The sequence below is a fragment of the Streptomyces sp. NPDC001480 genome (genome assembly GCF_042894725.1).
Lineage (GTDB): Bacteria > Actinomycetota > Actinomycetes > Streptomycetales > Streptomycetaceae > Streptomyces.
This window is the reverse complement of record NZ_JBIAVX010000026.1, coordinates 52,322-77,421: the sequence shown is the minus strand read 5'-3', so window position 1 is coordinate 77,421 and position 25,100 is coordinate 52,322. Positions and strand designations below refer to the sequence as shown.

The following is a 25,100-nucleotide window of genomic DNA, read 5'->3' as shown; positions in this document are numbered from 1 at the left end:
CGGACGGCCACCGGGCTTCGACGAGGAGCGGTACAAGAAGCGCAACACGTCGAACGGGCCGTCAACAGGCTCAAAAACTCCCGGGCCGTTGCGACGCGGTATGACAAGCGTGCCTGGGTCTTCCTGGGCACGGTGACCACAGCGTCCCTGGCTGTCTGGCTGCGGTCATGACCGCCCGACAGCTTGAAGCTACTGGTCGGCGAGGCCGTGGAGCCACGCGCGGTACGAGGAGTGAAGAGCTCGAGGGTGTCCGCCGCGAACGCGTCGAACAGCTTCTGCACCGCCCCCGCCTCACCCTTCGCGAGGTGGCGCGCCAGGCAGGCTTCTCCGACGAGCGCGCCCTGCGCAGGGCGGTCCGCCGCTGGCACGGCATGGCACCCTTGCAACTGCGCCAGGGCTTCCTCTACGGGTACGGCGGGAACGACGTTACGTCAGGGGCCGGGACCGCATCGGATATACGGCTACCACGGCGTGAGCGCGACCTGCCGTAACCGGACCCGCAGCCGCCCCCACACGAGCGAACCCGGCACTCGCTCGCAAGCGGCCTTGGCCGTAGTCGACGGGAGCCTTTCCGGCCAGTGGGCAATCGGCGTCAGACCCCGCCGACGACTCGACGGCACCGGACCCGTCCACGACGGTTCACCGGTTACGGGCCCGGCCGTCGGCACGGTCGGATACCGCGCTTCCACGCTTCACGGCGAACGGTCGTCATCCTCGGCCGCGGCCAGTGCTTCCAGCGCGCCACGCAGGGCGGCCCGGGACGTGATGCCCAGCTTCGGGTACAGGCGGTACAGATGGGAGCCGACCGTGCGGTGCGACAGGAACAGCCGCTCGCCGATCTGCTTGTTGCTCAGGCCGGTCGCCGCGAGTTCGGCGATCTGCCGTTCCTGGGCGGTCAGTGGCTCCGGCACCGCGTCGGGCCGGGCGACGGAAACGCCGGTGGCGCGCAGTTCGGCCGTGGCCCGCTGGGCCATCATGGCGGCGCCGATCCGGTCGAACGTCTCCAGAGCCGTGCTCAGCTGCACCCGCGCCCCGGCCATGTCGTGGGTGCGTCGTAGCCACTGGCCGTAGGCGAACTGGATGCGTGCGTAGTCCCAGGGCCAGCGGGCGGCGTCCGGGAGGGCCAGGGCGGCCTCGAACAGCTTCGCGGCGTCCCCGTCGTCGGCTGCGACCGCGGCGGCCCCCGCGGTGATCAGCTCGATGCGGGGCCCGATACGGGGGATGCCGGCTTCCTGGGCGGCGCGGACATGTGCCTGAGCGTCCTCGATACGGCCCGTGCGGACCGCCGCCTCCACGTAGTCCAGGACCATCCAGCGGCCCGGAACACCGGGGGTGGGGACTCCCGGCGGGCCGATCCGCGCCGCCTGCACGAGGGCCTCCTCGAAGTCGCCCTGCCCGAGGGCCGCGAGATTGCGCGCCGACCGTGCGTAGCCCTCCGTCACGTCCATGCCGCGCGGTGCGGCCCAGGTCGTGGTCTCCTCGCTGCGGGTACGGGCCAGAGCGGCGTTGCCGCGCAGTGCGGCACCCGAGGCCAGGACGGCCCGGACCTGGTGCTCCCAGAACTGGTAGCCGTAGACCACCGACAGGTCCAGCCCCTCCTGCGCGAGCCGTTCCGCCTCGTCCCACTGTCCGTGGACGTAGGAGTCCTGGCAGAGCAGCATCAGCGCGGGGATCACCATGCCGATGGCGCCGCCGTCGCGCTCTCGTTCGATCATGCGGTGCAGCAGGTGACGGTAGTCGGACAGGGCGTCCAGTGCGACGGCGGCGAACCCGAGCGGGACGATCTGCCAGGGGGCCGCGTCGGTGGGCAGTGCGGCGAACGCGTCGGCGAGTCCCTCCCGGATCGCGTCGGACTTGCGGGTGGGCTCGACATATGCGTCGTAGCACAGCCGGAACGTGCTGACCGCCTCCGGCGGGAACCGGGCCATCGCGGTCTCGAGCAGCTTCCACGGTTCGGGCCGCAGGGTGAAGAGGCTGACCAGCAGCAGGGTGTACAGGATCCCGAGGTGGTCCCAGTTGTCGGTCCGGGCGCCGCCGGTGACGTCGTCGAGGGCTCGGGCCAGCAGCCGGTAGGCGGCGTCCACGTCGCCTTCGTCGTGGGTGAGGAGGTGGGCGGTGGCGGCGAACACCAGCCCGGTCGGGGTGTCCGGGGTCTGCCCCGCGTTGGCCAGCAGGCGGTTCACCTGGTCCAGTTGGCCGGTCATGGTGGCGAGGAAGGCGGCCTCGACCAGGCGGCGCGACCGGTCGACCGGGTGCGGGCTGAGTTCTCCGGCGCGCACCAGTGCCGTGACCGCGGCGGACGCGGCCACCCGCCGCCGGTCCGAGACCAGCGCCCCGACCGAGGCCGACGGGTCGCCGGGGGTGGTGCCGCGCCGCCAGGCGGCCAGCGCCGCCTCGTCCAGCGCCCGCGCCACCGCCTCGTCCGGTCCGGTGGCGGCCTCCGCGAGATGCCAGGCGTGGCGCTCGGGATCGTCGCCCAGGGCGGCGGCCAGCGCCTCGTGCGCGGCCCGGCGCTCGCAGGGTGGCGCCAGGTTCACGACAGCCGTGGCGATCAGCGGGTGGCAGAACGTGAGACCGCAGCCGGCGGCGGGCGCGCGGACCAGACCGGCTCGCTCGGCCGGTACGAGGTCGTCGATGTCGGCAGATCCCTCCGCGGCGGTACGCAGGACGCTGAGTCCGGCGCCGGAGTCCAGGGCGGCCAGCAGCAGGAGCCTGCGTGTCGGCGCGGGGAGTTCGGCGAACAGTCCGGCGCAGGTGGCCTCCAGCCGTCGTGAGAGCGGCAGCCGGTCGGGCAGCGGATCCTGACCTCCGCGCTGCCGGGCGGTCAGCGCGGCGGGCAGTTCCTGGAGCGCGAGCGGGTTGCCATCGGCCTCGGCCAGCAGGCGCCGTCGCACCGCGGGCGCCAACCCGGGGGCGTGCGCGTCCAGGACGGCCCCGGACTCCTCCGCACCGAGCGACTCGACCCTGCATTCGGGCAGCCCGGACCGGCGGAACAGATCCTCGGTGCCGGTCCTGGAGGCGGCGAGAAAGACGATCGGGGCGTCCGCGATGCGCCGTACGACGAAGCCCAGGACGTCCGCGCTGGCTTCGTCGAACCACGCCACGTCGTCCGCGAGCATCAAAAGTCCACGCTCGGCCGTGGTCAGTTCCAGAAGGGCGAGCACCGCCGTCGACACCACCTGTTCCGGAGCGGGGGTCCGGGACAGGCCGAAGAGCTCGTGGAGGGCATCGCGATGGTGCTCGGGGAGCCGGTCGACGTCATGGCGTACCGGGTAGAGCAGCTGGTGCAGCGCCGAGAACGCGATCCGGGCCTCCGCCTGCACGCCGCACGCGCGCAGGACCCGCATCCCGAGAACCGTGGCCCGAGCCGCCGCCGCGTCCAGGAGAGCCGTCTTGCCCACTCCGGGCTCGCCGTGCATCAGAAGTCCCGAGCCGCCCCGGCCAGGAGCTGCGAGCAGGGAGTCGATCAGCTCCAGCTCGCCCGCACGTCCCAGCAGCTGCGCCCCCGCCAGGGACGATCGGGGCGTTTCCGGGGCCTGCCGGCGCCTCTCGGAAGTGCTCACTGTTTGAATATAGACCCACCGGATTACTTGAAAGCGCAACCGGTTTCGGTGTGGCGCAGCAGCCACTTCCTGAGGCGGCGGATGTCAGACGAGTCGGCGGAGGGTTTCAGGAGTGAGGTCGGCGAGCGTGGGGTAGCCGTCGACAGCCATGATCAGGTCGGCTTCGGCGAGCAGGGTCCGCAGGACGTGGACGAGGCCCGCTTCACCGCCGTGGGCGAGACCGTAGACGTAGGGGCGGCCCACGCCTACGGCGGTGGCGCCCAGGGCGATCGCCTTGATGACGTCGGCCCCGGTTCGGATTCCGGAGTCGAAGAGGATGGGGAGACCGTCGGCGGCCTCCACCACTGCCGGCAGGGCGTCGAGGGCGGGCAGGCCGCCGTTGGCCTGGCGGCCGCCGTGGTTGGAGCAGTAGACGCCGTCCACGCCGGCGTCCTTGGCGCGGCGGACGTCCTCGGGGTGGCAGATGCCCTTCAGGATCAGCGGCAGGTCGGTGACCGAGCGCAGCCAGGGCAGGTCGGCCCAGGTCAGCGGATTGCCGAAGATCTGTGCCCAGTGCATCACCGCCGCAGCCGGATCGTCTTCGGGGTTCTTGGCGAGCCGGGAGCGGAAGACGGGGTCGCTGGTGTAGTTGGCCAGGCAGTTGCCGCGCAACTGGGGGAAGTTGCTGACGCCCAGGTCGCGGGGGCGCCAGCCGGTGATCCAGGTGTCGAGGGTGATGACGACGCCCTGGAATCCGGCTTTTTCGACACGATGGATCAGGCTCTCCGCCAGTTCCCGGTCGGTCGGGGTGTAGAGCTGGTAGAACCCCGGGGTGCCACCGAACTCGGCAGCGACCTGCTCCAGGGGATCGACGGTCAGTGTGGAGGCGATCATCGGTACGCCGGTGCGGGCGGCGGCGCGGGCAGTGGCGAGATCGCCGTGCCCGTCCTGTGCGCACAACCCGATCACGCCGACCGGGGCCATGAACACAGGCGAGGGAAGCCGCATCCCGAACAGGTCGACGGACAGATCCCGGTCGGTTGCCCCGACCAGCATGCGCGGGACGAGGCCCCACTGGTCGAAGGCGGCGACGTTGGCCCGCTGGGTGCGCTCGTCACCGGCGCCGCCTGCGACGTAGGAGCGGACCGAGGGGGGCATGGCGGCCTGAGCCAGCGGCTCCAGCTCGTCGTAGGTCATCGGGAACCGCGGCACCACCCCGCGCAGCCCGTCCAGGTAGATCTCGTTCTGATAGTCGCCGTAAGCCATGATCCGCTCCTCCTTCGGGCCCGACGCCTGTGGGCCCTTCCAGTCCGCAGAGGGGAACGTGACTCATGTGAAAGCTGCGATCGCCGGATTCCGGCTCACAGGCGGGACTGTGCTCGACCGGCGCTGCAGCAGGGCTCTGGAACTGGGTGGGCACAACGACGACCGGGGTGTCGCCCGGATAGAAGCTACGTCGCAGCTCAGACGCTGTCTTCGGTCGATTGACTGCCAGGGCCTGAGTCACTTGCCCTACTGCCGCTACCACTCTGACGCTCATGGTCATATGACGCATGCGGGGCAGCCCTGCCGAAGTCGAGAATCGGTCGCAGCCCGGTTTCGAGCGGCTCGTTCGCACTCAGGACATTCAGAACGCGTGGATCCATCCGCTCGAAGTGATCGCATGCGAAGGCGGTGGATACCCATGCCACGGAGAATGATCGTGGGGATGACGGGGGTGACCGGGGCTGTATTCGGTGTCGAATTGCTGCGCCGACTGCGCAAGCAGCCAGATATGGAGACCCATCTGGTGTTGTCCCCCTGGGCAACGACGACCATGCGGCTGGAGACCGGATTGTCGGCGCACGAGGTCGCCGACCTCGCGGATGCGACGTACGCCTGGGACGACCGGGGCGCACCCATCTCGACGGGGTCGTTCCAGGTGGACGCCATGGTCATCGCGCCGTGCAGCTTGAAGACGATGGCCGGGATATGCACCGGCTGCGCGGAGGGACTCATTGCCCGTGCGGCCGACGTGACGCTGAAAGAGGGGCGCCGACTGGTACTCGTCGCACGCGACCCGCTCAGCGAGAACCACCTGGAGAACATGCTGACGCTCTCGCGCATGGGTGCGCGGATCGTCCAGCCCCTGCCGGCCTCCTGTTCCGGAACGATCGGGGACCCGGTCAGCCACGTCGTCGTCCGCGTCCTGGACGCCTTGGACATTCACGTGTCCTCGGCACCGCGCCGCAACGGCATGCCCCACTCTCCCGCATGATGGGAACCAGCACGGCTCACGGGCACGCGTCGGACACACCGCCGTGCGTCGCGTCAATCCCTGTACGTGGACCGCCTGCGCAACGACGCGGGCGTGCGCAACTCAGGGTGCTTCGCCCCCTGTACTACCGAAGCCACCGATGCCTGATCGCTGTGGTTCGGGGAAGACCACGCGGAGTGTCTGGCCTCGTCTGTTGCGGCGGATCATGATCCAGGCGAGGGTCGGAGGGCAGGGGTCCGGGATGCCGGCGGGGTTGGTGACGTCCATTTCCCAGATGGTGACGGAGCGGCTGGCCACGACATGGCGCAGATGCTGGGTGACGCCCTTTTCCCGGTTCCTTCGCATGGCCGGGAACGGATGGCAGTGTTCACCCGGCGTGCTCAGGACACCGAACAGTTCGGTCTCCGGCGGCCACAGTTCCAGGATCTCCCTGGGCTGACTGCCGCACCGGGCGCCTTCCATTGGGGCCTCGGCTTCCTGCCGGCTGTACTCGGTGAGCCGGGAGGCGTCGTCGTGAAGGTGCGTGGCGCTCGCCAGTAGCACCTGGGCGAGCTTTGTCCGAGCCTGTTTGAGGCGGCTGCGTACCGTACCGACCTGGATCTCGCAGACGTGGGCGATCTCCGGGTAGGAGGTGATGCCGCTGAAGTGGCGCAGCATCAGCACCAGCCGCAGCGGCTCGGGCAGTTGCTCCACCGCGTCCCGATCCAGTCGCGCATCGCGTGCTGGTCCACGACCCGCTCGGGATGCGATGGATACGACGCCTCGCGTTCACACCCGTGCAGGTGGTCGAGACCGTCCAGGCTCGGTGTCTCCCGGCCGGTCCGCAGCCGCATGCGGGAGCTGTTGCGCACGATCGCCGGCAACCACGCTCCCACCGCCGCGGGATCCCGTACGTCGCCGATGCGCCGCAGCGCGGTCAGCGCGGCGTCCTGCACCGCGTCTTCGGCATCAGGGCCGTAGCCGAGCAGGCTCAGTGCCACCGCCCGCATGGACGCCTGGTGACGGGCCAGCAGCAGCCCGAGAGCCGCGGTCTCACCTGCCTGTGCCCTGCGGGTGAGGTCTTCGTCCGTCGGTGCGTTGAGGGCTGTCATGGTGGCGTACGCCTCCGTGGCGACGTGGTTGGTGCCCTTGGGGCTTCAGCCGCTGCCGACCGAGGACCCTGGGCGTGCCTGTGCTGCATCATGCCCCGGTCGGGCCAGCTCCCGCAGCCGGCTGCGCTGGAAACCGGTCGGGACGGGGTACGGCAGCCCCACCACCGCATGGGTGGCAAGCTTCCGGGCGGTCAGAACGATTGGCTCGCCTGCGCTGCCGAGGCCGTCCGAGACGAGCGACGGCGGCCAGCCGTCGTCCTCGGCGGCGCCGCCGACGCCGGACCGAGGAGAGGGCGGCGACACACGTGGGTACGTCGCCAGGCCGTGGTTCGCCCCGTCAGCGTGGCTCCGCCGGCCGGCCGAGGGCTTGGAAGACGGCGACGGGGTCGAGGTAATCGCGCCAGTGGCTCACCTGACGGTCCTTGATGGTGAGTACCGAGACGAAGTGGTTGTCGTAGGCGCGCCCGCTGCGGACCGCCCGCCCGTGCACGGCGTACTCCAGGACGACCACCGCCTTGTCGGTGTCGTGGTGGACGGCCAGCTCGTCCGCGCCGGCCAGGACCATCTCATGGCCGTATCCGCGGTACAGATCGGCCACCGCGCGCCGTCCCTCGACCTGGCGCGGGTAGCCGGGGACGGAGACCACATACTCAACCACGACGTCCTCGGCCAGGAGGTCGAAGAAGTGCTCCCCGTCGACCAGGCCCACGAGGCCCTCCTGGATGATCCGGAAGAACGGGTCCAGGGCCGCGAAATCCTCAAGGTTCTCAATAGCGTTCTCGCTTGTCATGGCCACACGGCCGCCGTTGCCGTCCAGGCGTGGGCGTTGCGCCGCGCGAACTCGCGGAAGGAGGTCGCCTTCTGGCCGGTGACCTTCTCGATGTCGTCGTTGGGCGTGGAGCCATGGCCGTCGATGATGGTGCCGGCCAGCCAGCGGAGCATCACCGCGTAGTCGGCCGGCACAATTCCCGCGGCGACGGCGCCGCCGATCCATGCCTCGGGGTCGAGGTCCTGGTGCGTGACGGACTGTCCACTCACGGCGGTGATGACATCGGCGACTTCACCGACCGTGAGTGCCTGCGGGCCGGTGGGCGAGTACACGGCCCCGGCATGGGCCTCCGGGGCGAGCAGCGTCTCGGCCGCGACGGCGGCGACGTCGGCCGCGTCCACGAAAGCTTCCGCGCCACTGCCGGTGGGGACCGTGATCGCCCCGTCGATGACGGGCAGGTGGGCGTCGGTGAAGTTCTGCATCACCCAGGCCGGGCGCACCACGGAGTGGGTGATGGCCGATCGGGCGGCCAGGTCGGCTTCGACGGCCTTGATGTCGATCTGCGGCGGCACGTCGTCGGCGCCGAAGGTGCTCAGGCAGGTGACGTGACGTACCCCGGCGGCCTCGGCGAGGTCGAGGAAGGCCGCAACCTGGTCGGCATACGAGACCCGCATGACGGGCGTGACGAGGTAGAGGCTGTCGATGCCACGCAGGGCGGCGGCGTGGGTGCGAGGGATGTCCCAGTCGAACGGCACGTCGGCGCCGTGACGGGCCGCGGTGCGGGCGCCGCGCCCCCGCTCGACGAGCCTCTTCGCCAGGAGCGAGCCGGTGCGGCCGGTGCCACCGAGAACGAGCGTGGTCTGCTGTGGTTCAGTCATGGATCTATCGTGAGAGACGCTGGAGGAGCGGATCAATGTGTGAATCGCTCGTACTTTTACGTCAAACGCTCCGATGATTGCCCACGACGATTGCCCTGCTGATACTGGTCGTATGGACCTACTGCGTGATCACCTCGCGAGGGCTCGGGCCGGCGGCGCGGTGTTCGCCCGTACGGTCGCCGAGCCCCCATGGGGTCTGCGGCTGGCCGGCACGATCCAACTGTCCGTGCACACCGTCGTCCGGGGCCGGGGATGGCTGTGGCTCGACGCCGATGAACCGGGACGTACGGTGGAACTTGTGCCGGGGGAGGTGACCCTCGTGCGCGGCGGCACAGACCACTACATCGGCCACGAGCCCGGCACCAACTGCCTCGAACCGGACGAGTTCCGCGCCCGGCACGCCACCGACGGGGAGTCGGACACCCCCGGGGCGACCGTGTTCCTCTGCGGCGCGTACCGGTTTTCCGGCGACATCGGCAACGGGCTGCTCACAGCCCTGCCGCAGATTCTGACCCTGCAAGCAGCCGTCGGCGATCCGCTGAGGGACGTGATCGGCTTGCTCTCCCACGAGCTCGCCCACCCCGAACCCGGCCAACCCACGGTGCTAGACCGGCTGCTCGACGTCCTCCTGGTACTCGCCCTCCGCAGCGAGTTCCGCCACAGCCCGAACGCGCCCCGCTGGTACCGCGCCTCCGCCGACCCCCGGCTGAGCGCCGCCCTCCAGGCCATGCACGAGGACGCGGGCCATCCCTGGTCCGTCCCCGAACTCGCTGCGGTCAGCGGCCTGTCCCGGGCCGCCTTCGCACGCACCTTCCAGGAGGCACTCGGCCAGACCCCCATGCAGTACCTGACCGACTGGCGCATGGCCCTAGCACGCGACCACCTGCGCACGAGCGAACTCAGCATGGCAGGCATCGCCCGGAGCGTCGGCTATAGCTCGCCCTACGCGTTCGCGGCCGCTTTCCGCCGCCATCACGGCGAACCCCCCGGTGCTTGGCGACAACGAGAGTCGATGCGCGACAGAGGACTCCAGCCAAGCGGCTCCCACCTCCACTGACACCCAGAGGCCTGAACCGGTCGACCGGCCCACTGCTCTACCTGACTCGCAAACCAGCCATCGCTGCTGGTACTCGCCTGCAGAGCCATGCCCACGTGGAAGACGTAGCAGCCGTCGATGCCGTACCACCGAACGCCGGTACTGCCGGGTATGCGGGACCGGGCCCTCGATGACCGAGTGGGGCTAGGCCAGCACCATTCCGGCGTGCCGGATCACGGGCGTTGGCGGGCGTCGCCGCCGGGTCGATGGTGAAGTCCTCGCGGATGAAGGGAAGCCCCTCCAACTCCCGGGTGCCGCACCCAGCGGTTGCGGTACCACTCGGCGCGCCCGCCGCGCAGCCGGATGCCGTGCAGCATGCCCGGGCCGGTGAACCAGTGACCGGAGACCTCGCCGGGCAGCGGGTCGGGGCCGTTGCGCAGGTAGCGGCCGTCCAGCTCGGGCGGCAGCGAGCCCCGCACCGTGAGAGCGGCCGCCTCGCGCTCCTCCGGGACCGGCGTGAACCGGCCCCGGAGGTGGCGAGGAAGGGACATCCCCTCGGTCATGCCCGCGTTCCGGGCGCCGCGGCCGTCCTGACCAGCGCGGCGACCTCGGCGGGCTTGGACACGTACACGGCGTGGTTGGCGCTCGTCTCGGTCACCGTCGCCCCGGCCCGTTCGGCCATGGCGCGCTGGGCTGGCGGCGGGGATCATGCGGTCCTCGGTAGTGACCAGGTAGAAGCTCGGCTTGGCACGCCAGGCCGGATGGGTGACGGCCCTGCCCAACGCGTCCGCGCCCCAGGGCACTTGGGAGTCGGCGAGGAACCGCGCCTCGTCGGCGGGCAGGTCGGCGGCGAAGGACGCGGCGGACTTCTCCCGGTCCAGGAAGAGGAAGCCCTCCCGGGGCGGCAGGATCGGCGGAACGGGCGCGCCGGGCGGCGGGTCGGCGATGAGAGTGTTGACGGATTCGTCCTTGTCGGGCGCGAACGCAGCGATGTACACGTCCGCGCTCACCTTCTCGTGGTTGCCCGCCTCGGAGATCACCGCGCCGCCGTAGGAATGGCCGACCAGGACGGTCGGGCCGTCCTGCGCGTCGAGGACCAGCTTGGTGGCGGCGACGTCGCCGTCGAGGGAGAGGGTGGGGTTCTGCACGACGGTGACGGTGTAGCCGCTGGCACTCAGCAGGTCGTAGACCCCCTTCCAGCCTGAACCGTCGACGAACCCGCCGTGGACCAGGACGACGTTCCTTGCTTCAGTACTCATGCGTACGCACTCCTCTTGGACGGACTGCTGCTCGGGACTACTGTGGTACGGCCGTGACCGGCGCCTGGGCGGCCTGCAGGCGCGCCTGGGCGCGGGCGGGATAGACCTTGGTGAAGACGGCGGGGCCGACGAGGCCGGCGACATGGGCGGCGATGCCCACCCAGGCAGGGGCATCCACCGCGCCCGCGACGGCCAGGCTGACGCCGATGAACGTGAAGCCGGTGCCCCACGCGCTGGTGATGTGGTCGTTGACGCGGACGAACTCCGGCATGTCCCACACCTCGCGCGGTGTCTGGCGCTTGGCGATGCCCAGCGTGAAGGGGCGGCGGATCGCCAGCGTCCCCCGCGCCGTGGCGGCCGGCCAGGCGAAGGAGAGGACGTGGGTGTGGTGCGACAGGGACGAGTGCGGCCGCGCGACGGCGACGGCACCGACCCACGCTAAGTACGCGATGGTGCTGGCCTCCAGGATCAGCGTGTCCAGGCCGACCCCACGGCGGCGGTCCTGGGGCAGGAGCAGCAGCCCCGAGGCGAACCCGCTGACCGCACCCCAACGCCAGTCGACGAAGCCCGACACGAAGCCGGCGACGATCCAGGGGATGAATCCGCGCAGATAACCCATTGAGCCTTCCTTGGTGAGCCGAGATGAACGTGGCCGACGCGGACTGGATGCAGGACGGGCAGGAAAGTTCGAACCCCGACATGTGATGCCCATCACGCATCGGGGTTCGGGTGGGATTCAGTGGGCGGCGGCCGTGTGCAGGGCCTTGGCGTACAGGGTCTTCCAGAGCCGGCCGGCGCCCGGCATCACGCAGAAGACGAGGAGCGCGATGGAGGCCAGGGTGAAGGGGAGCGGGCGCACCCACTGGTTCCAGTTCGCGAACCGGTCGGCGATGGTCAGCGAGTACAGCCGGTCCGAGGAGTAGATGGTGACCAGGAGGGTGAGGAACTCGGCCCAGTGCGGCATCGTCGGCGTGCGGAAGATGTGCTTCATGATGGTCTCCTCTCTCAGCCGAAGTGGCGGACGCGGGCCGCGGTCGCGGGGGCGTAGGGCAGCCAGTCGCTGGTCGTTCCGCTGGTGACGAACTCGGCGACGGCGGTCGCGAATTCGAGGCCAAGGGCGCGCTGGGTGTCGCCGGCGCCGGCGAGGATCGGGCTTCCGGGGTAGGCGTCGAAGGTGTTGAAGAGGAAGGGCAGTTCGGCGCAGTGGGTGGCGCCCAGGGCGTACGGGTCCTCGGCGGGGGCGTAGTCGAACTGGTAGACGTAGGTGGTGTTGCCGCCGGCCGCGTGGTGGTCGGCGATCTGAAGCGAGCCGGTGCGGAAGAGGCCGTCGGTCTGCACCGAGGTGAAGATCTGTGCCGGTGTCGCCTGCGGGAGGCGGTCGGCGTGCTGCTGGTAGACGTCCTGGGCGGTCTGTCGGCCGACCTGGGCGGTTAGCACGTCCAGGGCGGTGTCGGTGGTGAGGTTCTGGATGTGGGGGTCGAAGGCGAAGAAGGCTGTCGCCTCGTCGCGGGTGGTGCCGATCAGCAGGGGCTTGCCCTCCAGGGCGCCGTCGGTGAGGGCCTGTTGCAGGGTGCGGGGCATGCCTGGGGCGCCGAGGACCGGGTACATCGGCGGAGCCGCGTTGCCCGGAGCCGCGAGCTGGACGGACAGGCGGCCGTAGGCGTCCAGCAACTGCTCGGCCGGCAGGGCGCGCAGGGCCTTCGCGGTGTCCGTGCCGTTCGGGATGCCCAGCAGGCGCAGGTAGGCTTCGGCGTTCTCGGCGGCCTGGTGCGGATCCTGCGGGTTCAGGCCGAAGGGGCCGCTCTGCAGCAGCACCCGGGTGATGGGTCCGTTCGTCGCGGGGGCGAGCGCGAGCGACAGGGCCGAGTACGCTCCGGCGGACTGCCCGCCGACGGTGACCGTACGCGGGTCGCCGCCGAAGGAGGCAATGTTGTTCTGCACCCAGGACAGCACGGCGGCTTGGTCTTGGGGACCCACGTTGGCCGCGCCGATCTCGGGCAGGTAGAGGTAACCCAGCGGGCCCACCCGGTAGTTGGCGGTGACGACGACGATGTCGCCCAGTGCGGCGAGGCGGCCGCCGTCGTACCAGTCCCAGCCGCCGGAACCGCTGGTGAAGCCGCCGCCGTGCCACCAGACCAGCACCGGGCGGGCGGCGCCGTCCTCCAGCGCCCGGCGCGGAGTGAAGACGTTGACGGTCAGACTGCCGTCCTCGTTCCAGTCCGGTACGCGCTGCCCCTGCACCTTCTCCAGCCGGGAGGCCGCCTGCGGAACGGAGGGGCCGGCCGTGGCCGCGTCCCGCACGTCCGTCCAGCCCGGGTGCGGCTGCGGCGCAGCGAACCGCAGCTCGCCGACCGGCGACGCGGCGTACGGGACACCCCGGAAGGAAACCGCCTCGCCCTCCGTGATTCCCCTGACCTTGCCCCGGTCGGTGTCCACGACCATGTGCTCGACGCTCGTCATCGTGCTCACCTGCTTTCTCTCGTCTCGGTTGCTCTGAGACTTTTCTAGGGCGGCGTGAGCATCTGAGCCAGAATTGGCCGCCTTGAAGGAGAAAGGAAGACATAGAATCTTGCTCCATGGAGAAAGTGCGCCACCAGCTGAATGAAACAGATAGCCGGATCGCCGCCGCGATGCTGGCCGCACCACGCACCTCGTGGCGCACGGTCGGCCGCGTCCTGGGCATCTCGGAGCGCACCGTCGTACGCCGAGCGGCACCGTTGTTCGGCGACGGCACCCTGCGGGCCACGGCCGTACGCAACCCCGTGCACTTCCCCGAGCTGATTCCGCTGGCCCTGCGCATCCGGTGCAAGCCCAACCGGATCAGTGCCATCGCCGCCACCCTCGCCCGCCGCCCCGACACCATCTGGGTGGACGTCCTCGGCGGCGGCGACGAGATCTGCACCATCATGTTCCTGGACGGACCGGACGCCCGCAACAACCTGCTGCTGCGCGACCTGCCCGCCACCCCCGCGGTCCAGTCCTGGACCTCACACGTGCTGCTCCGGGTCTTCCCGGCCGCCTTCGACTGGAGCGGCGGCCTGCTGACGCAGACCGAACTGACCAGCCTGCGGCCCGACCTGCCCGCGGCCCCCAGTCGGCCCGTCCTCCAGCCCCTCGACCACCAGCTGATCACCGCGCTGGTCGAGGACGGCCGGGCCTCCTACACCGACCTCGCGCGCCGCGCCGACACCACCGCCCTCACCGCCCGCCGCCGGGTGGAGGCACTGGTGGGCGGTCAGGTCCTCAGACTCGCGACCGAGGTCGACCTGGCCCGGCTGGGCATCCGCACCGAAGCCCTCCTGTGGATCACCGTCGCACCCGTCGGACTGGAGGAGACTGGCCTCCAGCTAAGCCGCCACCCGCAGGTCCGTTTCGCCTCCGCCACCACCGGCCACGCCAACCTCCTCGTGGCCGTCGCGGCAACCGACCTCAACGCGCTGTACCACTTCCTCAGCGACACCATCGGTGCCCTCGAACACATCACCACCCTTGAAGTCACCCCCATCCTGACTGGGGTGAAGAGGACCGGCCTGGTCCGCCCCGGCAGCCTCTGAGCCGATCACAAGTTCCGGTCAGGCAGGCCCTGATGCCCGTTCAGCAGTGGACAACGGACAAGAGAGAGCCCTGTCCATGACTTCGGCTCCGCTGCCCACCCGGCCGGCAGGACAGGACTGTCCACGGCCGCGGTGAGCATCGGCTCGGGCAACGACCATGTCATGCGGCGATTCCAGCCGTATGGTGCCGCCGGCGCCTCGGTAGCCCTTGTCCGCCCAGCAGGGCACGCGAGCCTCCGCGAGGGCGTCGATGATGCGTTGATGGGGCCTCCTGGATTCGGCCAGACCTGCTCTTCTTCCTCGGTTGATCCGGTATTGAACGGTGTGGGGAGATTGGGGAGTACGAGCCATGAGGGGCCGCCGACCGTGAGGTCGGCGGCCCCTAGGGAGTGGGTTGTGGTCAGCCGTTCTGGGATGAGCGGGTGTCCGCCGTTGTGGCGTTGAGGGCGGCTGGGTCGAAGCCGGCCTCGCTCAGGACGTTGGCGGCCACTCCGCGACCGACCTGTGCAAGTCCGATCAGCAGGTCGTCGCAGTCGATGTGCTCGGAGCCATTCTGCTCGGACCGTGCCTCCGCGATGGCGATGGCCTTGCGGGAGTAGGGCGTCCATGCGATGCGTTCGGCTGCTTGGGAGGCGCCCATGCTCAGCCGGGTCCCGACGGACCGGTGGACCGTCTCCGGTGAGACGTCGGCTGACTGCAGGAGCTGGGTGGCACTGTTGTCCTGTGCGGTCAGCCCCCAGAGCAGGTGCTCAGTGCCGATGTAGTTGTTGCGGTGCTGCACCGCCGCCTGCTTGACGTGGACCATCGCCTGGCGGAGGTCGTCTGTCATGGTCTCGGGGCTGTATCGCTTGTGCGGTGCGTGGAAACGCTGCTGGACCGCCTGTCGGGTCACGCCCAGGGCGGCGCCGATGTCGGTCCAGGAAGAGCCATGCATCCGGCAGTGCTCGACGTAGTCCTCGACCAGGTCATCTGCCAGCGCCTGCATCTGGCCTGCGAGTTGGGCGGCAACAGTGAGGAGGGCGAGCCAGTCCGGTTGTTCTTGTCCGCCGGGGCGGTGCGCGGTGTCGCATCTGCGGTCGACTTCCGCGATGAGATCGTCCAAGTCTGGAAGAGCCATGAGGCAAGTACGCCTTGACAATTCAAAATTGTCAAGGCGTGCTTGCCTTGCGTCATGCGCGTGTCAGGGGAGTCTCCGCATCGGGATGACGTCGGGACCGGTGGGCATGGGAGGACGTGCGGCTTCTGGGGTGGCCAGCAGAGCGACGATGGTCACGGGCTGCTGGCAGTGCGGGCAGTTGCGGGTTGCCGTGGGCTCCAACGGGTCCCGTTCGGCGACGAGTTGGCGCCCAGGGCGAGTGACGGCTTTCGGTGGCGGTGGGAACTCTGGCCGTGTCTGCGGCGGTGGGAGCGACACCTCACCCAGGCGACGGGCCCGGGCCTCGTCACGTTCATGCTCGCGCTGCCGTTCGGCATCCTTGCGGCATGCGGGCGAGCAGTAGACCCGCCGCACCGTTGTGGGGGCGTCGAAAACGTTCTCGCAGGTCGGGCAGGTCCGCTGCTCGTGGTACTCGCTGCTGTTGAACGCCTTGTGCCGGCACTCGGGAGAGCAGTAGACGCGACGCTTCGCGCGGCCATAGGCGGTGAACTCGCCCGCGCAGACCGGGCAGGTCATCTGAGTGGGGACTTTCTGCCGGTTGGCCTCGCGGCAGGTGGGCGAGCAGAACACCTGCCGACTGGTGCTGCTGGCGACGGCGAAGACGGTTTCGCAGACCGGGCAGCGTCGGGCCATGGAGTCGGTGTCCTCGGGGATGATGGGCTGGTCAGGAGACACGGGCGTTCACTCCCGTCCGCAAGGCGTCAGCCTGGTTCTGGTGGTTGCGCAGCCGGTAGGAGGGGCCGTCGATGCCGACGACCGCGGCCCGGTGCAGGAGCCGGTCGAGCATCGCCGCGGCAACGGTGGCGTCGCCGAAAGCGCCGGCCCAGTCGGCGATCCCGACATTGGTCGTCAGGATCGTCGAAGACTTCAGATACCGCTGGTTGATCACCTGGAACAGGGCAGAGGCGCCGTCCTCCGGCAGCGGCAGATAGCCCAACTCGTCAATGATCAGCAGTTTGGGGCCGGCGAAGAAGTTCATGCAGGTCTTCCACCGGCCCTCCAGGGCAGCCTTGTGGCACTTCGCTGCGAGCTCGGCGGCAGTGGTGAAGTAGACACGGTGGCCCGCATCGACTGCGGCCCGGCCGAGCGCGACCGCGAGCATGGTCTTGCCCACCCCGGGCGGGCCGACGAACAGCACGTTCGAAGCGTCGTCCAGGAAGCGCAGGGTGGCCAGGTCACGGATGAGTTTCTCGTCGACACCAGGCTGGGCGGCGAAGTCGAAGTCCGGCAGCGTCCAGGGCTCCGGCAGGCAGGCGAACCGCAGCCGGGAACTCAGCCGACGTGCCTCGGTGGCCTCGACCTCGATCTCCAGCAGCCTCTCCAGAGCGGCGGTCAGTGACAGCCGCTCGGCTCGGGCCTGGTCCAGCACCCGCGGCAGAGCCTCGGCGGCGTCGTTGAGTTTCAGATAGGACAGGTGGGCCCGCAGCTGCTGATAGCGGCGTGCTTCGCTCATCTGCATCGGCGTCGTACTCACTCCTCGTTCTCCTCCTCCTTCGGCGGGGGAACGGTCCGCAGCCCTTCGGCCACGGCGGCATAGTGGGAGAGGTCGACCACGACCCGCTCGGCGGTCGACCCGGTGGCCTGCCGGTTCCGCAGCTTGTCGGCCTCGGCGAGCGCGGCCTCCGAGGGCGGGCGCCGGACCTTGGTCTTGCAGGGCGCCCGGTCCGAGAAGGACTCCAGCACCCTGCGCTCCAGCGCGATCACATGTCCGGCGTCACGGACGGTCTGCCCCGCCCCGCGGGGCGCCCGCCGGTGACGGGCGATCACCGCCCTGCCGGCGGTGGCGATGCTGACCACGTCCTCGCCCAGGCGGTGGACGACAAAGAGTCTCACCCCGGGCAGGCCGGGCGGGACGGAATAGAAGTTGCCCTCGAACTGCACCAGGCCCTGCGCACTCACGGTCCGTTCGACCGTCAACTCGGCCGGGAACGGCACGGACGGAATCTCCAACAGCGTCTCCGCCGCGGCCAGTTCACCCACCGTCGTCCGAGCCCCTCCGACGGTGCGGCGGCGCTCGTCCATCCTCACAGCGAGCTTGTCGACGCCGGACTGGGCCTGCTCGACGGTGAGGTGATCGGGGACCGTGCGCCACCACCGCTGAGCGGCAGCGTGGTTCATCTTCTCCACGACCCCTTTGCGGTTGCCGCGGCGCGGCGGGCAGATGTCGACTCCGACGCCGTAGTACTTCGCGACGCCGGCGAATGCCGCAGTGATCTGCCCGCTGGAGGCATAACAGACCGTCGGCATGCGGTCGAACCGCCACCGCCGGGCTGTCCCGCCCAGCTTGCGCAGCACGGCATCCAGGGCCTGGACCAAGTGCGGGAAGTCCTCGCACTCCGCCAGCTGAGCCCGCCAACGTCCCGAATGCGACAGAGCCCCGACCAACAAATGCGCGTGCTCTCCAACACCCCACTCACCCGGAGGGGTCGGCAGCTCCAGCCAGTCGAACTGGATCTCCTCGCCCGGCGGGTGGGCGATCACGGCCGTGTCGCGGCCCTTCGCCCCGTGACACGGTTCGCAATGCGGACGCACCTCATATCGGCGCAGAGCCCGGGTGAACGTCGAGTACGCACCCTCATAGCCGAGTTCCCGCACCTCGTCGAACAGCGTGGTCGCCCACAGATGCGGATCATCGGCAAGTCGGCGTCGGCAGTACTCCACAAACGGCGTGAACGCATCCGGCGGCTGCCGCCGCTGGCCAGGAGTGATCTCCCCGTTCAGATAAGCGCGAATGGTCTTGCGGTCACGGCCCAGATGCCGGGCGATCGCCGAGATCGTCCACCCCTGCCGACGCAGAGCGTGAGCGTCCACGTCCTCCTCCAGCGTGAGCATCCAGGCCCCCGAACAGGCCGACCATCAAGCCCACGCAGGCTGTCCACGACACACGAGGGCCAAGACGACACGCCGACCAACATCACGCGAAGAGACCGAACAACGTCACCCGAAGGGCGGGGAGATCCACCGAGCAGGTTTGGCCACCCACCAGATCACGGGTGACCGTTTTCAGGAAGCGCCATCACCGTGCGTCCGGGCCGCCTTGATGTTGTGGACCGCGCCCGGCAGTGCGGGTGAGGCCCACAACAGTCGCCCGGCGGGGTCGGCGATGACCTGCACGTTCATTCCGTGTTTCTTGTGCTTGCCTGAGTAGAAAGGGCGGTCGGCAGCGACGCGGTCGATCGGCAACAGGGTGCCGTCCAACATCACGAACGCCTTGGTGGAGGCGGTCTTCATGGCCTGAGCCAGGGTCGGGGCCGGGTGGCCAAGATCTCGACGGCTTCGGCGAGGTAGCGGTAGGCGGTGGTGGTGGTGCCGATACCGAAGCTGGCGGCGAGCTGAGCGTAGGTGTGGCCGGATCGCAGGTGCCCGAGGACAAGCAGGGCCTGCCGTCCGGCGGTCAGTCGACGCCATCGGGTGCCGCGTTCTCGGCGGCTGTTGCGCAGGCGGGCGGTCAGGAAGCGCAGGCTCTCGGTGGACACATCGACGCCGGAAGGATAGACAAGCACGCGGAATCTCCTGACGGACAGGCGATCTCGGTCGTGAACCCGTCTACCAAGAGCTTCTTCTCGTCTCACCGCCGCCCCCGCCCCCCAACTACCCGCCCGGCGAATCAGGTTGGACACGGCCCGTGTCCGTGGGTGACATGGTTCGTAGATGTGGCGACCAAGACGATCGCGGGAATGGCCCTCACACTGCATGAGCCGGGCCGGGATGCGGCGCTGGCCGCGTTACGGATACGCAGGCATGGCTCAGGTGGAGACGGGGGTGCGGGACAGTGCAGTGCGCAGAGCGAAGATGCCGAGGAGGCCGCCTGCCGTGAACCGCTGGGCGGTCATGACGCGGGGCCGGGCGGCCAGAAACCCCGACACCCATGCTGCGCCCAACATGATCACCGCGTTCACGGTGATCCCCACAATGATCTGTACACCGCCGAGCTGGAGCAGTTGCTTCCAGGCCGGACCCGCCTGTGGGTTCAGGAACTGCGGCAGCAGGGCGGCGTACAGCAGAGCGATCTTAGGGTTCAGCAGGTTGGTCAGCAGCCCCATCGAAAACAGTCGGGCGTCGGAGAACGGAGGCAGGTCCTGGGCCGGGGCGAAGGGCGAACGGCCGCCGGGCTTGAGCATGCCCCAGGCGAGGTACGCCAGGTAGACGGCCCCAGCAAGCTTGACCACTGTGTAGGCCACCGGCACGGCAGTGAACAGCGCGGAAAGGCCCGCAGCCGCGGCCAGCAGGTAGCACACGAAGCCCACGGCGGTTCCACTGAGGCTGACCAGACCCGCCCTGCGGCCTTGGGTGATCGCGCGGGATGCGAGGTGGATCATGTTCGGTCCCGGAGTCAGGGCCATGCCTAGTTCGACCAGAGCCACTCCTCCCACTGCGGACAGAGTGATCACCGGTCAACCTCCTGGTAGTTCGTTGGGTGCCTGGTACCCCGGAGTGGGGATGCGCCCACTGCAATGGACAACCGGCGGATATGCAGCGCCTGCTTCGCCCACCGCAGGATACGGCCTTGCCGTTCGGCACATCCACGCTCGCTGTCCGGCTGCCCTACTGGGGCCGCTGGGAGACGCTGTCCACAGGTCAGCAAGCGGTCAACCGCTCCCACGCCGCGATCCGCGCACTCGTTGAACAGGCCATGGCCGCCCTCAAGACCTGGCGGCTACAGCGCAAGGTTCGATGCTCCACCACCCGCATAACCCACCTCGTCCATGCCATCCTCGTCCTTCTGGCGCCTGCGCGAGGCCCGCAGCAACTGACCCTCCTCACCACGCACCTGCGCTGGGCGGCCAGGCCGAGCCGGCCCTGCGCCGCACGGGCTCGCCGACGCCATGCGCCGCGCGGTCAGTCACTATCGGGAGTCTGGCGCTGCAGACCCTGCCTTCATCGTGATCCAGGTCGGTGACGAGCCCTGGGACAAAGCCGAGGTCCGCTGCATGCTCCAAAGCACCGCTTCCCTTGAGGTTTCCTGGCTGTTTGTCGGATTCGGTCGCGGCAAGCTCTTACTGCCGGCGCCAGCCGGTCCGCGCCGCCGGCGTCCACGTTCCGCAGCGCCACTGCCACCTCTTCCCGTACGCGCGGCGCCGGTCTTGTCCGGCGCCGCGGGCGTACCGTCCAGGCCACCCGTCGGCCCCGACCGGACCACCCACCACGAAGGCCCGACCGGCGTCACGATGCGATAATCCCGCCCCCCGACCACGCCCGCAGAAAAGAGACGCGCGGCCACTCAAGGGCGTGTACGGGTGTCGGGCCTGGCGTCAGAGGACGCGTTGGTCGGGGGCTTGGATGGGGTGCCAGACGGGTGCGGAGGGGCCGTTGCCGAGCAGGTCGGTCATGGTCACTGCCAGGGCGGGGAAGCCGCCTGATTCACGAGGGGCGTGGTGGTGCCGTGCTGCCGCGGCTCCGGTGTTCCTCCCCCCCGACCGGACAGCCCCTCGGGAGCAGGGGACTGGGTTGACCACCGCTGCTCCATGCCCCGCAGTGGCCGGCCGAACCACGACCTGATCTGGTCCAGGTGCCCAACGTCCCGGTGGAATCAGTGCCGTGCACTACGACTCCCCGGGACGCGACAACCGCGCTATCAGGTCCCTGAACAGGGAGTGGGTGGAAGTCACCAACAACTCCTACCAGGACGTCAACCTCGAAGACGAGGACGGCCACACCTACACCTTCCACCCCTACCGGCTGGAAGGCCGCTCTACCGTCCGCATCCACACTGGCCAGGGCCGCGACAGCCACACCGACCTGTACCAGGACCGCCACCAGTACGTGTGGGACAACGGCCACGACAGCGCAACCCTGTGCAACGACCACGGCCGCTTCGTCTTCGTCGACGACTACTCCCTGGGGCTGTGACCACCGCGACCGTCGCGACGCTCGCCGCTCGTCCCGGAGGCGCGCCGCGGGCGGGGGCGCCGCCGCCGGGCTGGAGGAGCTACCCGTGCGCCCGAGCGCCCCATTTGGCGATGTGTACAGGCGTTCGGTCGTGACGCGCCTGTGTACCGGAAGCCATCACTCGAAGGACGGCAGGTCGGGTCGTTATGCCATGGCAAGCTCACTGGCTGTCGTATGGCACTGGCCCCCTGCGCAATGCGACTGGCGCCAGCGGCTGTGGGCGGACCTCGGTTGTACGGTGGGTGACCACTTGAGGTGGTGCGGGAGCCGGTGGGCAAGCACATCACTGCCCGCATCGCTCTGCCGGGCGACCCCGGGCGGCAGCATCGCCGGACGCCCGCCCATTTAGCACACAACGCATCGATCAGCCGTTCAGTTCTGCGCGGGAGGCGTGGCGGGCGAGAGCGCGTGGCGTTCGCTCAGGTAGGCGACGCCGTCGGCCCGTGGCAGGCTGGCAGCGTGCAGCCCGATGGTCATGGCGATCATCTCTCCGGGTGAACCACCCAACACAGGAACGGTTCCTCTGGCATGTGCCGCTGGCGTAGGTGCTGTCCTGGCGCGGACATGAGCCCGAGGCGTCGGCAACCCCCGCCGACGGATTTCAGGTATCCATGTCATTCCTGAAAGGAGAGCGACCTTCCGTGGTTACCAAGGAGCTGCCCAAGGGGGCGCAACTGCTGACCCATGCGGTCAGCGGCAGGCACATCACGCCCTGCCGCAACGCCGACTCGGACCTTCAGGTCCGCCTGTGGCGTCAGGAACCGACGACAACTGCGAAGACCGCGATGTGGGAGATCCTTCCGATCTCCTCCAGCGAGAACAAGCACCTTGTCCGGATCAAGAACGCCGGATGGAACCGCTGCCTGACATTGAAGAACGCCGAGCTGCGTGAGCCGGTGACGTTCGCCGAACGCGACGATGACGACGAAGGCCAGATCTGGCTGCTCGTCCACGCTGGGCCCGCCCAGGCCGACTTCGTCATCGCTTGTCCGAGCAAGCCGAACCTGGTGGTCTCACCTCGTGAGGGCCTGCAGATCAACGCCACGCCGATCGAGGTCGAGGAGTACGGTCCCTGGACCGACCAGCTCTGGCGCTGGCGTACACCTCGCACCTGACGAGGCATGACACCGTCCCCTATGCCTGCCCCCCCGGGAGGGCGCCCTCGCCCCGGCCTTCGCCCCCACCGCCGCCAACCGCACGGCCGCCCGCAGCATCCTCGGGAGCCTCGGCGGGATCGGACGGGCGGTGTGCCTCTCACGGGTGGCCGGACGGCAGCGCCCGCTCTTCGCGGCGTTCTGCTTGTTGAGCTCGTACTGGATCAGGCACGCGGGCGCATCTGGTCGCCGCGGCGGCGTTCCGCTTCCCGCCGTTCCTCGGCTGCTACGACATCGCGCTGTGCCGGGCCTCGACCGGCTCGCCAGGCCATCGCCCTCAGCAGGACCGCCTAGCCCCAGCGGCGCAGGCGTCACTGGGCACCCGGCCTGCGAGGCAGGAGCGAGGGGCCGGTTGTGGTCGGAGACTCCATGATCGATGCGGCGATTTGTGACGACGACACCGTCACCGTAAGCAAGATGGACAGCGCCGATCACGGCGACATCGTCGCTGCGCTCCTGGGCGACGCAGCCACGGTGCAAGTGCTGCGTCAGCAGGACGGGCGGGTGTGGCTCGAGCCGCGTAATCCGTCGGACGACCCGACCCCAGGCGATGACACCCGCGCCCTCCGGTCCTCCGCAGCGGCGTCGGTGTCCTGTGCCTTCTCTGATCATGAAGATCTGTAGCAATTTCTGCGTGTCACCGCGAGCCTGTGGCCACCAGGGGCGCGGTGATGGGTTCGAGCTCGGTGGTCAGTTCGTCGAGTTCGGCGGGGGACAGGGCGTCATAGGGCGGAGTGGCGAGCTCGTCGGTGAGGGTTTCGATGCGTTGTTTGGTCGCGCGGCCGGCGTCGGTGAAGTGGCCGTCGGTGTCGATGAGTCCGCGTTCGCGCATGCCGTCCTTGACGGCGGCCAGGCGCTCTTTCGGAAGGTGATGGATGCGTCCGAACGACTCTGGGGGGTGGATGCCCTGTTCCAGAGCGGAGAGCACGTGGGCCTCCGTGCCGCCGATGCGCGCGCCGACGAGGGCGGCGATGCGCCCGTCGCCGCGGTGCTCGCGCAGCATGGTCGCGGAGTGCCACAGCCGGGCGACGGGGTCGCTGGGTACCTCAAGGTTGCGTATGCCGGCGTACAACGCCGGGCCTTCGGTGGGGGCGCTCGTCGCGGCCTTGGTGGTCGGGTCTGCGGCGCGCACCAGGCCAGGGGAGTCGGCCAGCTCGTCGCCGAGGATGCGCTGTAGGGAGGCCACCGAAACCGCCCAGTCGGGGTCCTCATCGGCGTCAGATCAGCGGGCTTCGCCGCCGCCCAGAGGGATGGGGCGGGGCTGCCGGTGAGGGTGTACCACTCGTCGACGCCGGTGTATTGGATGGTGACGCGGGCTGCGTGGCCGTCGGGCAGGAGGGTGGTGGTGACGGTGAGGTCGCCGGTGATGATGCCGGCTTGTTCAAGGCTCCTGCACGGCCATGGCCGTGCCCGTGGAATTGTCGGACGACTGGGTCGACGAACAGCACAGGTATCTCGAGCGCATCCGCCAGATGTAACCGAACGTGAGGCGCCGCGTCTTGTTGACCGGTCTACGGACCTCTCGAGCGGAGCTGCACCGACCGTCGCCAACGGGTCAGTTCACGGTTGCCGGGCTGAGTGCCCGTGTGGCCGCGAAAGCCGTCCAGGGAGCGCGGTCGACGACCAGACGGCGCAACGTGCGTACCTGGCGCGGCGTGTTCCAGCCCAGTACGCCGAGCGCTCCAAGCCCTGCCCAAGACCAGTCCGGGGATACGGCACAAGTCACTCCACGAGGCATCAATCCTGGCGGCGACCGCTTGACAATTAAGTCAAACAGCCGCTTGAGTTTATTTGTGAGGGTGGATAAGACGGATCTTCGCAGGGAAGCCGGTCAGCGGACGCGGGACGCCTTGCTTCTGGCCGCGCTGGAGCGGTTGGCGCAGCGGGGCCAGGAGGGTGTCACGCTTCGGGAGATCACGCAGAGTGCCGGGGCGAATGTCGCCGCGGTGAGTTATCACTTCGGGTCACTGAAGGTACTGTGTGACGCGGCTATCGAGCATGCGCTGGAGCGGTACCTGGACGCGCAGATCCAGGCGCTCGACGCGCTGGCGAGGAACGCGACGCTGGGCGAGCTGGCCGAGGCGTTCGCGCGGCCGATGATGAGCGCGCTCACGACCGGTGGGCGGGAGCTGGCTGTGATGCGGACCGTGGCGCGGGTCGGGATCGATCCCCCCGAGGGGTGGGAGCGGCTGGCCGGAAAGTTCGAGCAGGCCCGGCGGCATGCCGTGCGGGTGCTGGCGGCGAACCTTCCAGAGGTCGGTGAGCAGGAGCTCATCTTCCGTACGCGCTGCGCGGCCGGCATGCTGAACTGGCTGGCACTGGCTCCGATCGGGGCCGAACTGGCTGCTGATTCCGCCGAGCGGGTCGAGCGGATGCTCATTCCGGTGGTGGCTGGAGCGTTCCGAGGGGATCCGGCCGGCGCCTGATGCCGTCGACCAGGTGAGCCACAAGGAATTCAAACGATCGCTTGACAAGTTCCGCCCCTCTGACCAGACTCTTAATCAAGTGCTTGATT

General features: G+C 69.4%; 23 protein-coding genes and 5 pseudogenes. 9 read left to right on the top strand and 19 right to left on the bottom strand.

Going from position 1 to position 25,100, the window contains the following annotated elements; genetic code table 11:
- The first annotated feature begins 167 nt into the window (after positions 1-167).
- Positions 168-491 carry a helix-turn-helix domain-containing protein gene (locus tag ACFY01_RS41615; protein WP_390740985.1) on the top strand — a complete coding sequence of 108 codons (324 nt, stop codon included), beginning with the start codon at positions 168-170 and terminating at the stop codon, positions 489-491.
- Positions 492-692: 201 nt separating this feature from the next.
- On the opposite strand, the gene ACFY01_RS41610 is transcribed toward ACFY01_RS41615, so the two are convergent.
- Positions 693-3,563, bottom strand: a complete 2,871-nt coding sequence (locus tag ACFY01_RS41610; protein ID WP_390740984.1) for an AAA family ATPase — start codon at positions 3,561-3,563, stop codon at positions 693-695.
- A gap of 84 nt (positions 3,564-3,647) precedes the next feature.
- Entirely contained in the window at positions 3,648-4,808 is a 1,161-nt protein-coding gene (locus tag ACFY01_RS41605) for an alpha-hydroxy-acid oxidizing protein (protein WP_390740983.1), read from the bottom strand.
- 397 nt (positions 4,809-5,205) lie between these two features.
- Between ACFY01_RS41605 and ACFY01_RS41600 the strand changes: the two genes are divergently transcribed.
- On the top strand, positions 5,206-5,799 hold the full coding sequence (locus tag ACFY01_RS41600) for a UbiX family flavin prenyltransferase (protein WP_390740982.1): 594 nt from the start codon (positions 5,206-5,208) through the stop codon (positions 5,797-5,799).
- A 102-nt stretch (positions 5,800-5,901) separates the two neighbouring features.
- On the opposite strand, the gene ACFY01_RS41595 is transcribed toward ACFY01_RS41600, so the two are convergent.
- The 4 genes from ACFY01_RS41595 to ACFY01_RS41580 form a co-directional block, all read right to left on the bottom strand.
- A complete protein-coding gene (locus ACFY01_RS41595; RefSeq protein WP_390740981.1) occupies positions 5,902-6,492 on the bottom strand; it encodes an RNA polymerase sigma factor in 591 nt (196 codons plus the stop codon).
- Positions 6,456-6,890, bottom strand: coding sequence for an RNA polymerase sigma factor (locus ACFY01_RS41590; protein ID WP_390740980.1), 435 nt, complete (start codon positions 6,888-6,890; stop codon positions 6,456-6,458). The genes ACFY01_RS41595 and ACFY01_RS41590 overlap by 37 nt, the downstream gene beginning before the upstream one ends.
- 337 nt (positions 6,891-7,227) lie before the next feature.
- The gene (locus ACFY01_RS41585; RefSeq protein WP_390740979.1) at positions 7,228-7,680 is read right to left on the bottom strand and encodes a nuclear transport factor 2 family protein; all 453 of its coding nucleotides are present in this window, start codon (positions 7,678-7,680) and stop codon (positions 7,228-7,230) included.
- The gene (locus tag ACFY01_RS41580; RefSeq protein WP_390740978.1) at positions 7,677-8,537 is read right to left on the bottom strand and encodes an NAD(P)H-binding protein; all 861 of its coding nucleotides are present in this window, start codon (positions 8,535-8,537) and stop codon (positions 7,677-7,679) included. The genes ACFY01_RS41585 and ACFY01_RS41580 overlap by 4 nt, the downstream gene beginning before the upstream one ends.
- A gap of 112 nt (positions 8,538-8,649) precedes the next feature.
- On the opposite strand from ACFY01_RS41580, the gene ACFY01_RS41575 reads away from it, so the two are divergent.
- Positions 8,650-9,594: a cupin domain-containing protein gene (locus ACFY01_RS41575; protein WP_390740977.1), complete on the top strand. Its 945-nt coding sequence runs from the start codon at positions 8,650-8,652 to the stop codon at positions 9,592-9,594.
- A gap of 212 nt (positions 9,595-9,806) precedes the next feature.
- Here ACFY01_RS41575 and ACFY01_RS41570 read toward each other — a convergent pair whose 3' ends face one another.
- From ACFY01_RS41570 to ACFY01_RS41550, 5 genes and pseudogenes are all read right to left on the bottom strand, one after another.
- Positions 9,807-10,124 carry a carotenoid oxygenase family protein gene (locus tag ACFY01_RS41570; RefSeq protein ID WP_390741007.1) on the bottom strand — a complete coding sequence of 106 codons (318 nt, stop codon included), beginning with the start codon at positions 10,122-10,124 and terminating at the stop codon, positions 9,807-9,809.
- 8 nt (positions 10,125-10,132) lie between these two features.
- Positions 10,133-10,832, bottom strand: a pseudogene (locus ACFY01_RS41565) (alpha/beta fold hydrolase).
- A gap of 37 nt (positions 10,833-10,869) precedes the next feature.
- The gene (locus ACFY01_RS41560; protein WP_390740976.1) at positions 10,870-11,451 is read right to left on the bottom strand and encodes a hypothetical protein; all 582 of its coding nucleotides are present in this window, start codon (positions 11,449-11,451) and stop codon (positions 10,870-10,872) included.
- A gap of 117 nt (positions 11,452-11,568) precedes the next feature.
- Entirely contained in the window at positions 11,569-11,823 is a 255-nt protein-coding gene (locus ACFY01_RS41555; RefSeq protein ID WP_390740975.1) for a hypothetical protein, read from the bottom strand.
- 14 nt (positions 11,824-11,837) lie between these two features.
- A complete protein-coding gene (locus ACFY01_RS41550; protein WP_390740974.1) occupies positions 11,838-13,292 on the bottom strand; it encodes a carboxylesterase/lipase family protein in 1,455 nt (484 codons plus the stop codon).
- Positions 13,293-13,408: 116 nt separating this feature from the next.
- Between ACFY01_RS41550 and ACFY01_RS41545 the strand changes: the two genes are divergently transcribed.
- Positions 13,409-14,386, top strand: coding sequence for an Lrp/AsnC family transcriptional regulator (locus ACFY01_RS41545; RefSeq protein WP_390740973.1), 978 nt, complete (start codon positions 13,409-13,411; stop codon positions 14,384-14,386).
- 174 nt (positions 14,387-14,560) lie between these two features.
- Here the strand turns inward: ACFY01_RS41545 and ACFY01_RS41540 are convergent.
- The 7 genes and pseudogenes from ACFY01_RS41540 to ACFY01_RS41510 form a co-directional block, all read right to left on the bottom strand.
- Positions 14,561-14,641: pseudogene (locus tag ACFY01_RS41540) on the bottom strand (IS5/IS1182 family transposase); the annotation flags it as partial.
- 145 nt (positions 14,642-14,786) lie between these two features.
- The gene (locus ACFY01_RS41535) at positions 14,787-15,503 is read right to left on the bottom strand and encodes a Clp protease N-terminal domain-containing protein (protein WP_390740972.1); all 717 of its coding nucleotides are present in this window, start codon (positions 15,501-15,503) and stop codon (positions 14,787-14,789) included.
- Positions 15,504-15,566: 63 nt separating this feature from the next.
- On the bottom strand, positions 15,567-16,217 hold the full coding sequence (locus tag ACFY01_RS41530) for a hypothetical protein (protein ID WP_390740971.1): 651 nt from the start codon (positions 16,215-16,217) through the stop codon (positions 15,567-15,569).
- Positions 16,207-17,016 (bottom strand): IS21-like element helper ATPase IstB, encoded by an 810-nt coding sequence (gene istB, locus ACFY01_RS41525; protein WP_344406887.1) that lies wholly within the window; start codon positions 17,014-17,016, stop codon positions 16,207-16,209. Before istB ends, ACFY01_RS41530 begins: the two co-directional genes overlap by 11 nt.
- Positions 17,013-18,374 (bottom strand): IS21 family transposase, encoded by a 1,362-nt coding sequence (locus ACFY01_RS41520; RefSeq protein ID WP_390740970.1) that lies wholly within the window; start codon positions 18,372-18,374, stop codon positions 17,013-17,015. The genes istB and ACFY01_RS41520 overlap by 4 nt, the downstream gene beginning before the upstream one ends.
- A 186-nt stretch (positions 18,375-18,560) precedes the next feature.
- Positions 18,561-19,045, bottom strand: a pseudogene (locus ACFY01_RS41515) (transposase family protein); the annotation flags it as partial.
- Positions 19,046-19,288: 243 nt separating this feature from the next.
- Positions 19,289-19,933 carry a LysE family translocator gene (locus ACFY01_RS41510; protein ID WP_390740969.1) on the bottom strand — a complete coding sequence of 215 codons (645 nt, stop codon included), beginning with the start codon at positions 19,931-19,933 and terminating at the stop codon, positions 19,289-19,291.
- Between the two features lie 143 nt (positions 19,934-20,076).
- Between ACFY01_RS41510 and ACFY01_RS41505 the strand changes: the two are divergent.
- From ACFY01_RS41505 to ACFY01_RS41490, 4 genes and pseudogenes are all read left to right on the top strand, one after another.
- A pseudogene (locus ACFY01_RS41505) lies at positions 20,077-20,265 on the top strand (transposase family protein); the annotation flags it as partial.
- Between the two features lie 806 nt (positions 20,266-21,071).
- Positions 21,072-21,386 (top strand): annotated as a pseudogene (locus ACFY01_RS41500) (lamin tail domain-containing protein); the annotation flags it as partial.
- Between the two features lie 686 nt (positions 21,387-22,072).
- Complete coding sequence (locus ACFY01_RS41495; RefSeq protein ID WP_390740968.1) at positions 22,073-22,546, top strand: hypothetical protein; 474 nt, start codon at positions 22,073-22,075, stop codon at positions 22,544-22,546.
- Between the two features lie 393 nt (positions 22,547-22,939).
- Positions 22,940-23,209: a LexA family protein gene (locus ACFY01_RS41490; RefSeq protein WP_390740967.1), complete on the top strand. Its 270-nt coding sequence runs from the start codon at positions 22,940-22,942 to the stop codon at positions 23,207-23,209.
- Positions 23,210-23,222: 13 nt separating this feature from the next.
- Here ACFY01_RS41490 and ACFY01_RS41485 read toward each other — a convergent pair whose 3' ends face one another.
- Positions 23,223-23,771, bottom strand: a complete 549-nt coding sequence (locus ACFY01_RS41485) for a hypothetical protein (RefSeq protein WP_390740966.1) — start codon at positions 23,769-23,771, stop codon at positions 23,223-23,225.
- A 613-nt stretch (positions 23,772-24,384) separates the two neighbouring features.
- Here ACFY01_RS41485 and ACFY01_RS41480 point away from each other — a divergent pair.
- Positions 24,385-25,011, top strand: coding sequence for a TetR/AcrR family transcriptional regulator (locus ACFY01_RS41480; RefSeq protein WP_390740965.1), 627 nt, complete (start codon positions 24,385-24,387; stop codon positions 25,009-25,011).
- The last annotated feature ends 89 nt before the right edge of the window (positions 25,012-25,100 follow it).

Excerpts from the sequence above, each read along its gene's own strand:
- ACFY01_RS41615 (WP_390740985.1), top strand. The coding sequence starts at position 168 with ATGACCGCCCGACAGCTTGAAGCTACTGGTCGGCGAGGCCGTGGAGCC.
- ACFY01_RS41605 (WP_390740983.1), bottom strand. The coding sequence starts at position 4,808 with ATGGCTTACGGCGACTATCAGAACGAGATCTACCTGGACGGGCTGCGC.
- ACFY01_RS41600 (WP_390740982.1), top strand. The coding sequence starts at position 5,206 with ATGCGAAGGCGGTGGATACCCATGCCACGGAGAATGATCGTGGGGATG.
- ACFY01_RS41590 (WP_390740980.1), bottom strand. The coding sequence starts at position 6,890 with ATGACAGCCCTCAACGCACCGACGGACGAAGACCTCACCCGCAGGGCA.
- ACFY01_RS41585 (WP_390740979.1), bottom strand. The coding sequence starts at position 7,680 with ATGACAAGCGAGAACGCTATTGAGAACCTTGAGGATTTCGCGGCCCTG.
- ACFY01_RS41580 (WP_390740978.1), bottom strand. The coding sequence starts at position 8,537 with ATGACTGAACCACAGCAGACCACGCTCGTTCTCGGTGGCACCGGCCGC.
- ACFY01_RS41575 (WP_390740977.1), top strand. The coding sequence starts at position 8,650 with ATGGACCTACTGCGTGATCACCTCGCGAGGGCTCGGGCCGGCGGCGCG.
- ACFY01_RS41570 (WP_390741007.1), bottom strand. The coding sequence starts at position 10,124 with ATGTCCCTTCCTCGCCACCTCCGGGGCCGGTTCACGCCGGTCCCGGAG.
- ACFY01_RS41560 (WP_390740976.1), bottom strand. The coding sequence starts at position 11,451 with ATGGGTTATCTGCGCGGATTCATCCCCTGGATCGTCGCCGGCTTCGTG.
- ACFY01_RS41555 (WP_390740975.1), bottom strand. The coding sequence starts at position 11,823 with ATGAAGCACATCTTCCGCACGCCGACGATGCCGCACTGGGCCGAGTTC.
- ACFY01_RS41550 (WP_390740974.1), bottom strand. The coding sequence starts at position 13,292 with ATGACGAGCGTCGAGCACATGGTCGTGGACACCGACCGGGGCAAGGTC.
- ACFY01_RS41545 (WP_390740973.1), top strand. The coding sequence starts at position 13,409 with ATGGAGAAAGTGCGCCACCAGCTGAATGAAACAGATAGCCGGATCGCC.
- ACFY01_RS41535 (WP_390740972.1), bottom strand. The coding sequence starts at position 15,503 with ATGGCTCTTCCAGACTTGGACGATCTCATCGCGGAAGTCGACCGCAGA.
- ACFY01_RS41520 (WP_390740970.1), bottom strand. The coding sequence starts at position 18,374 with ATGCTCACGCTGGAGGAGGACGTGGACGCTCACGCTCTGCGTCGGCAG.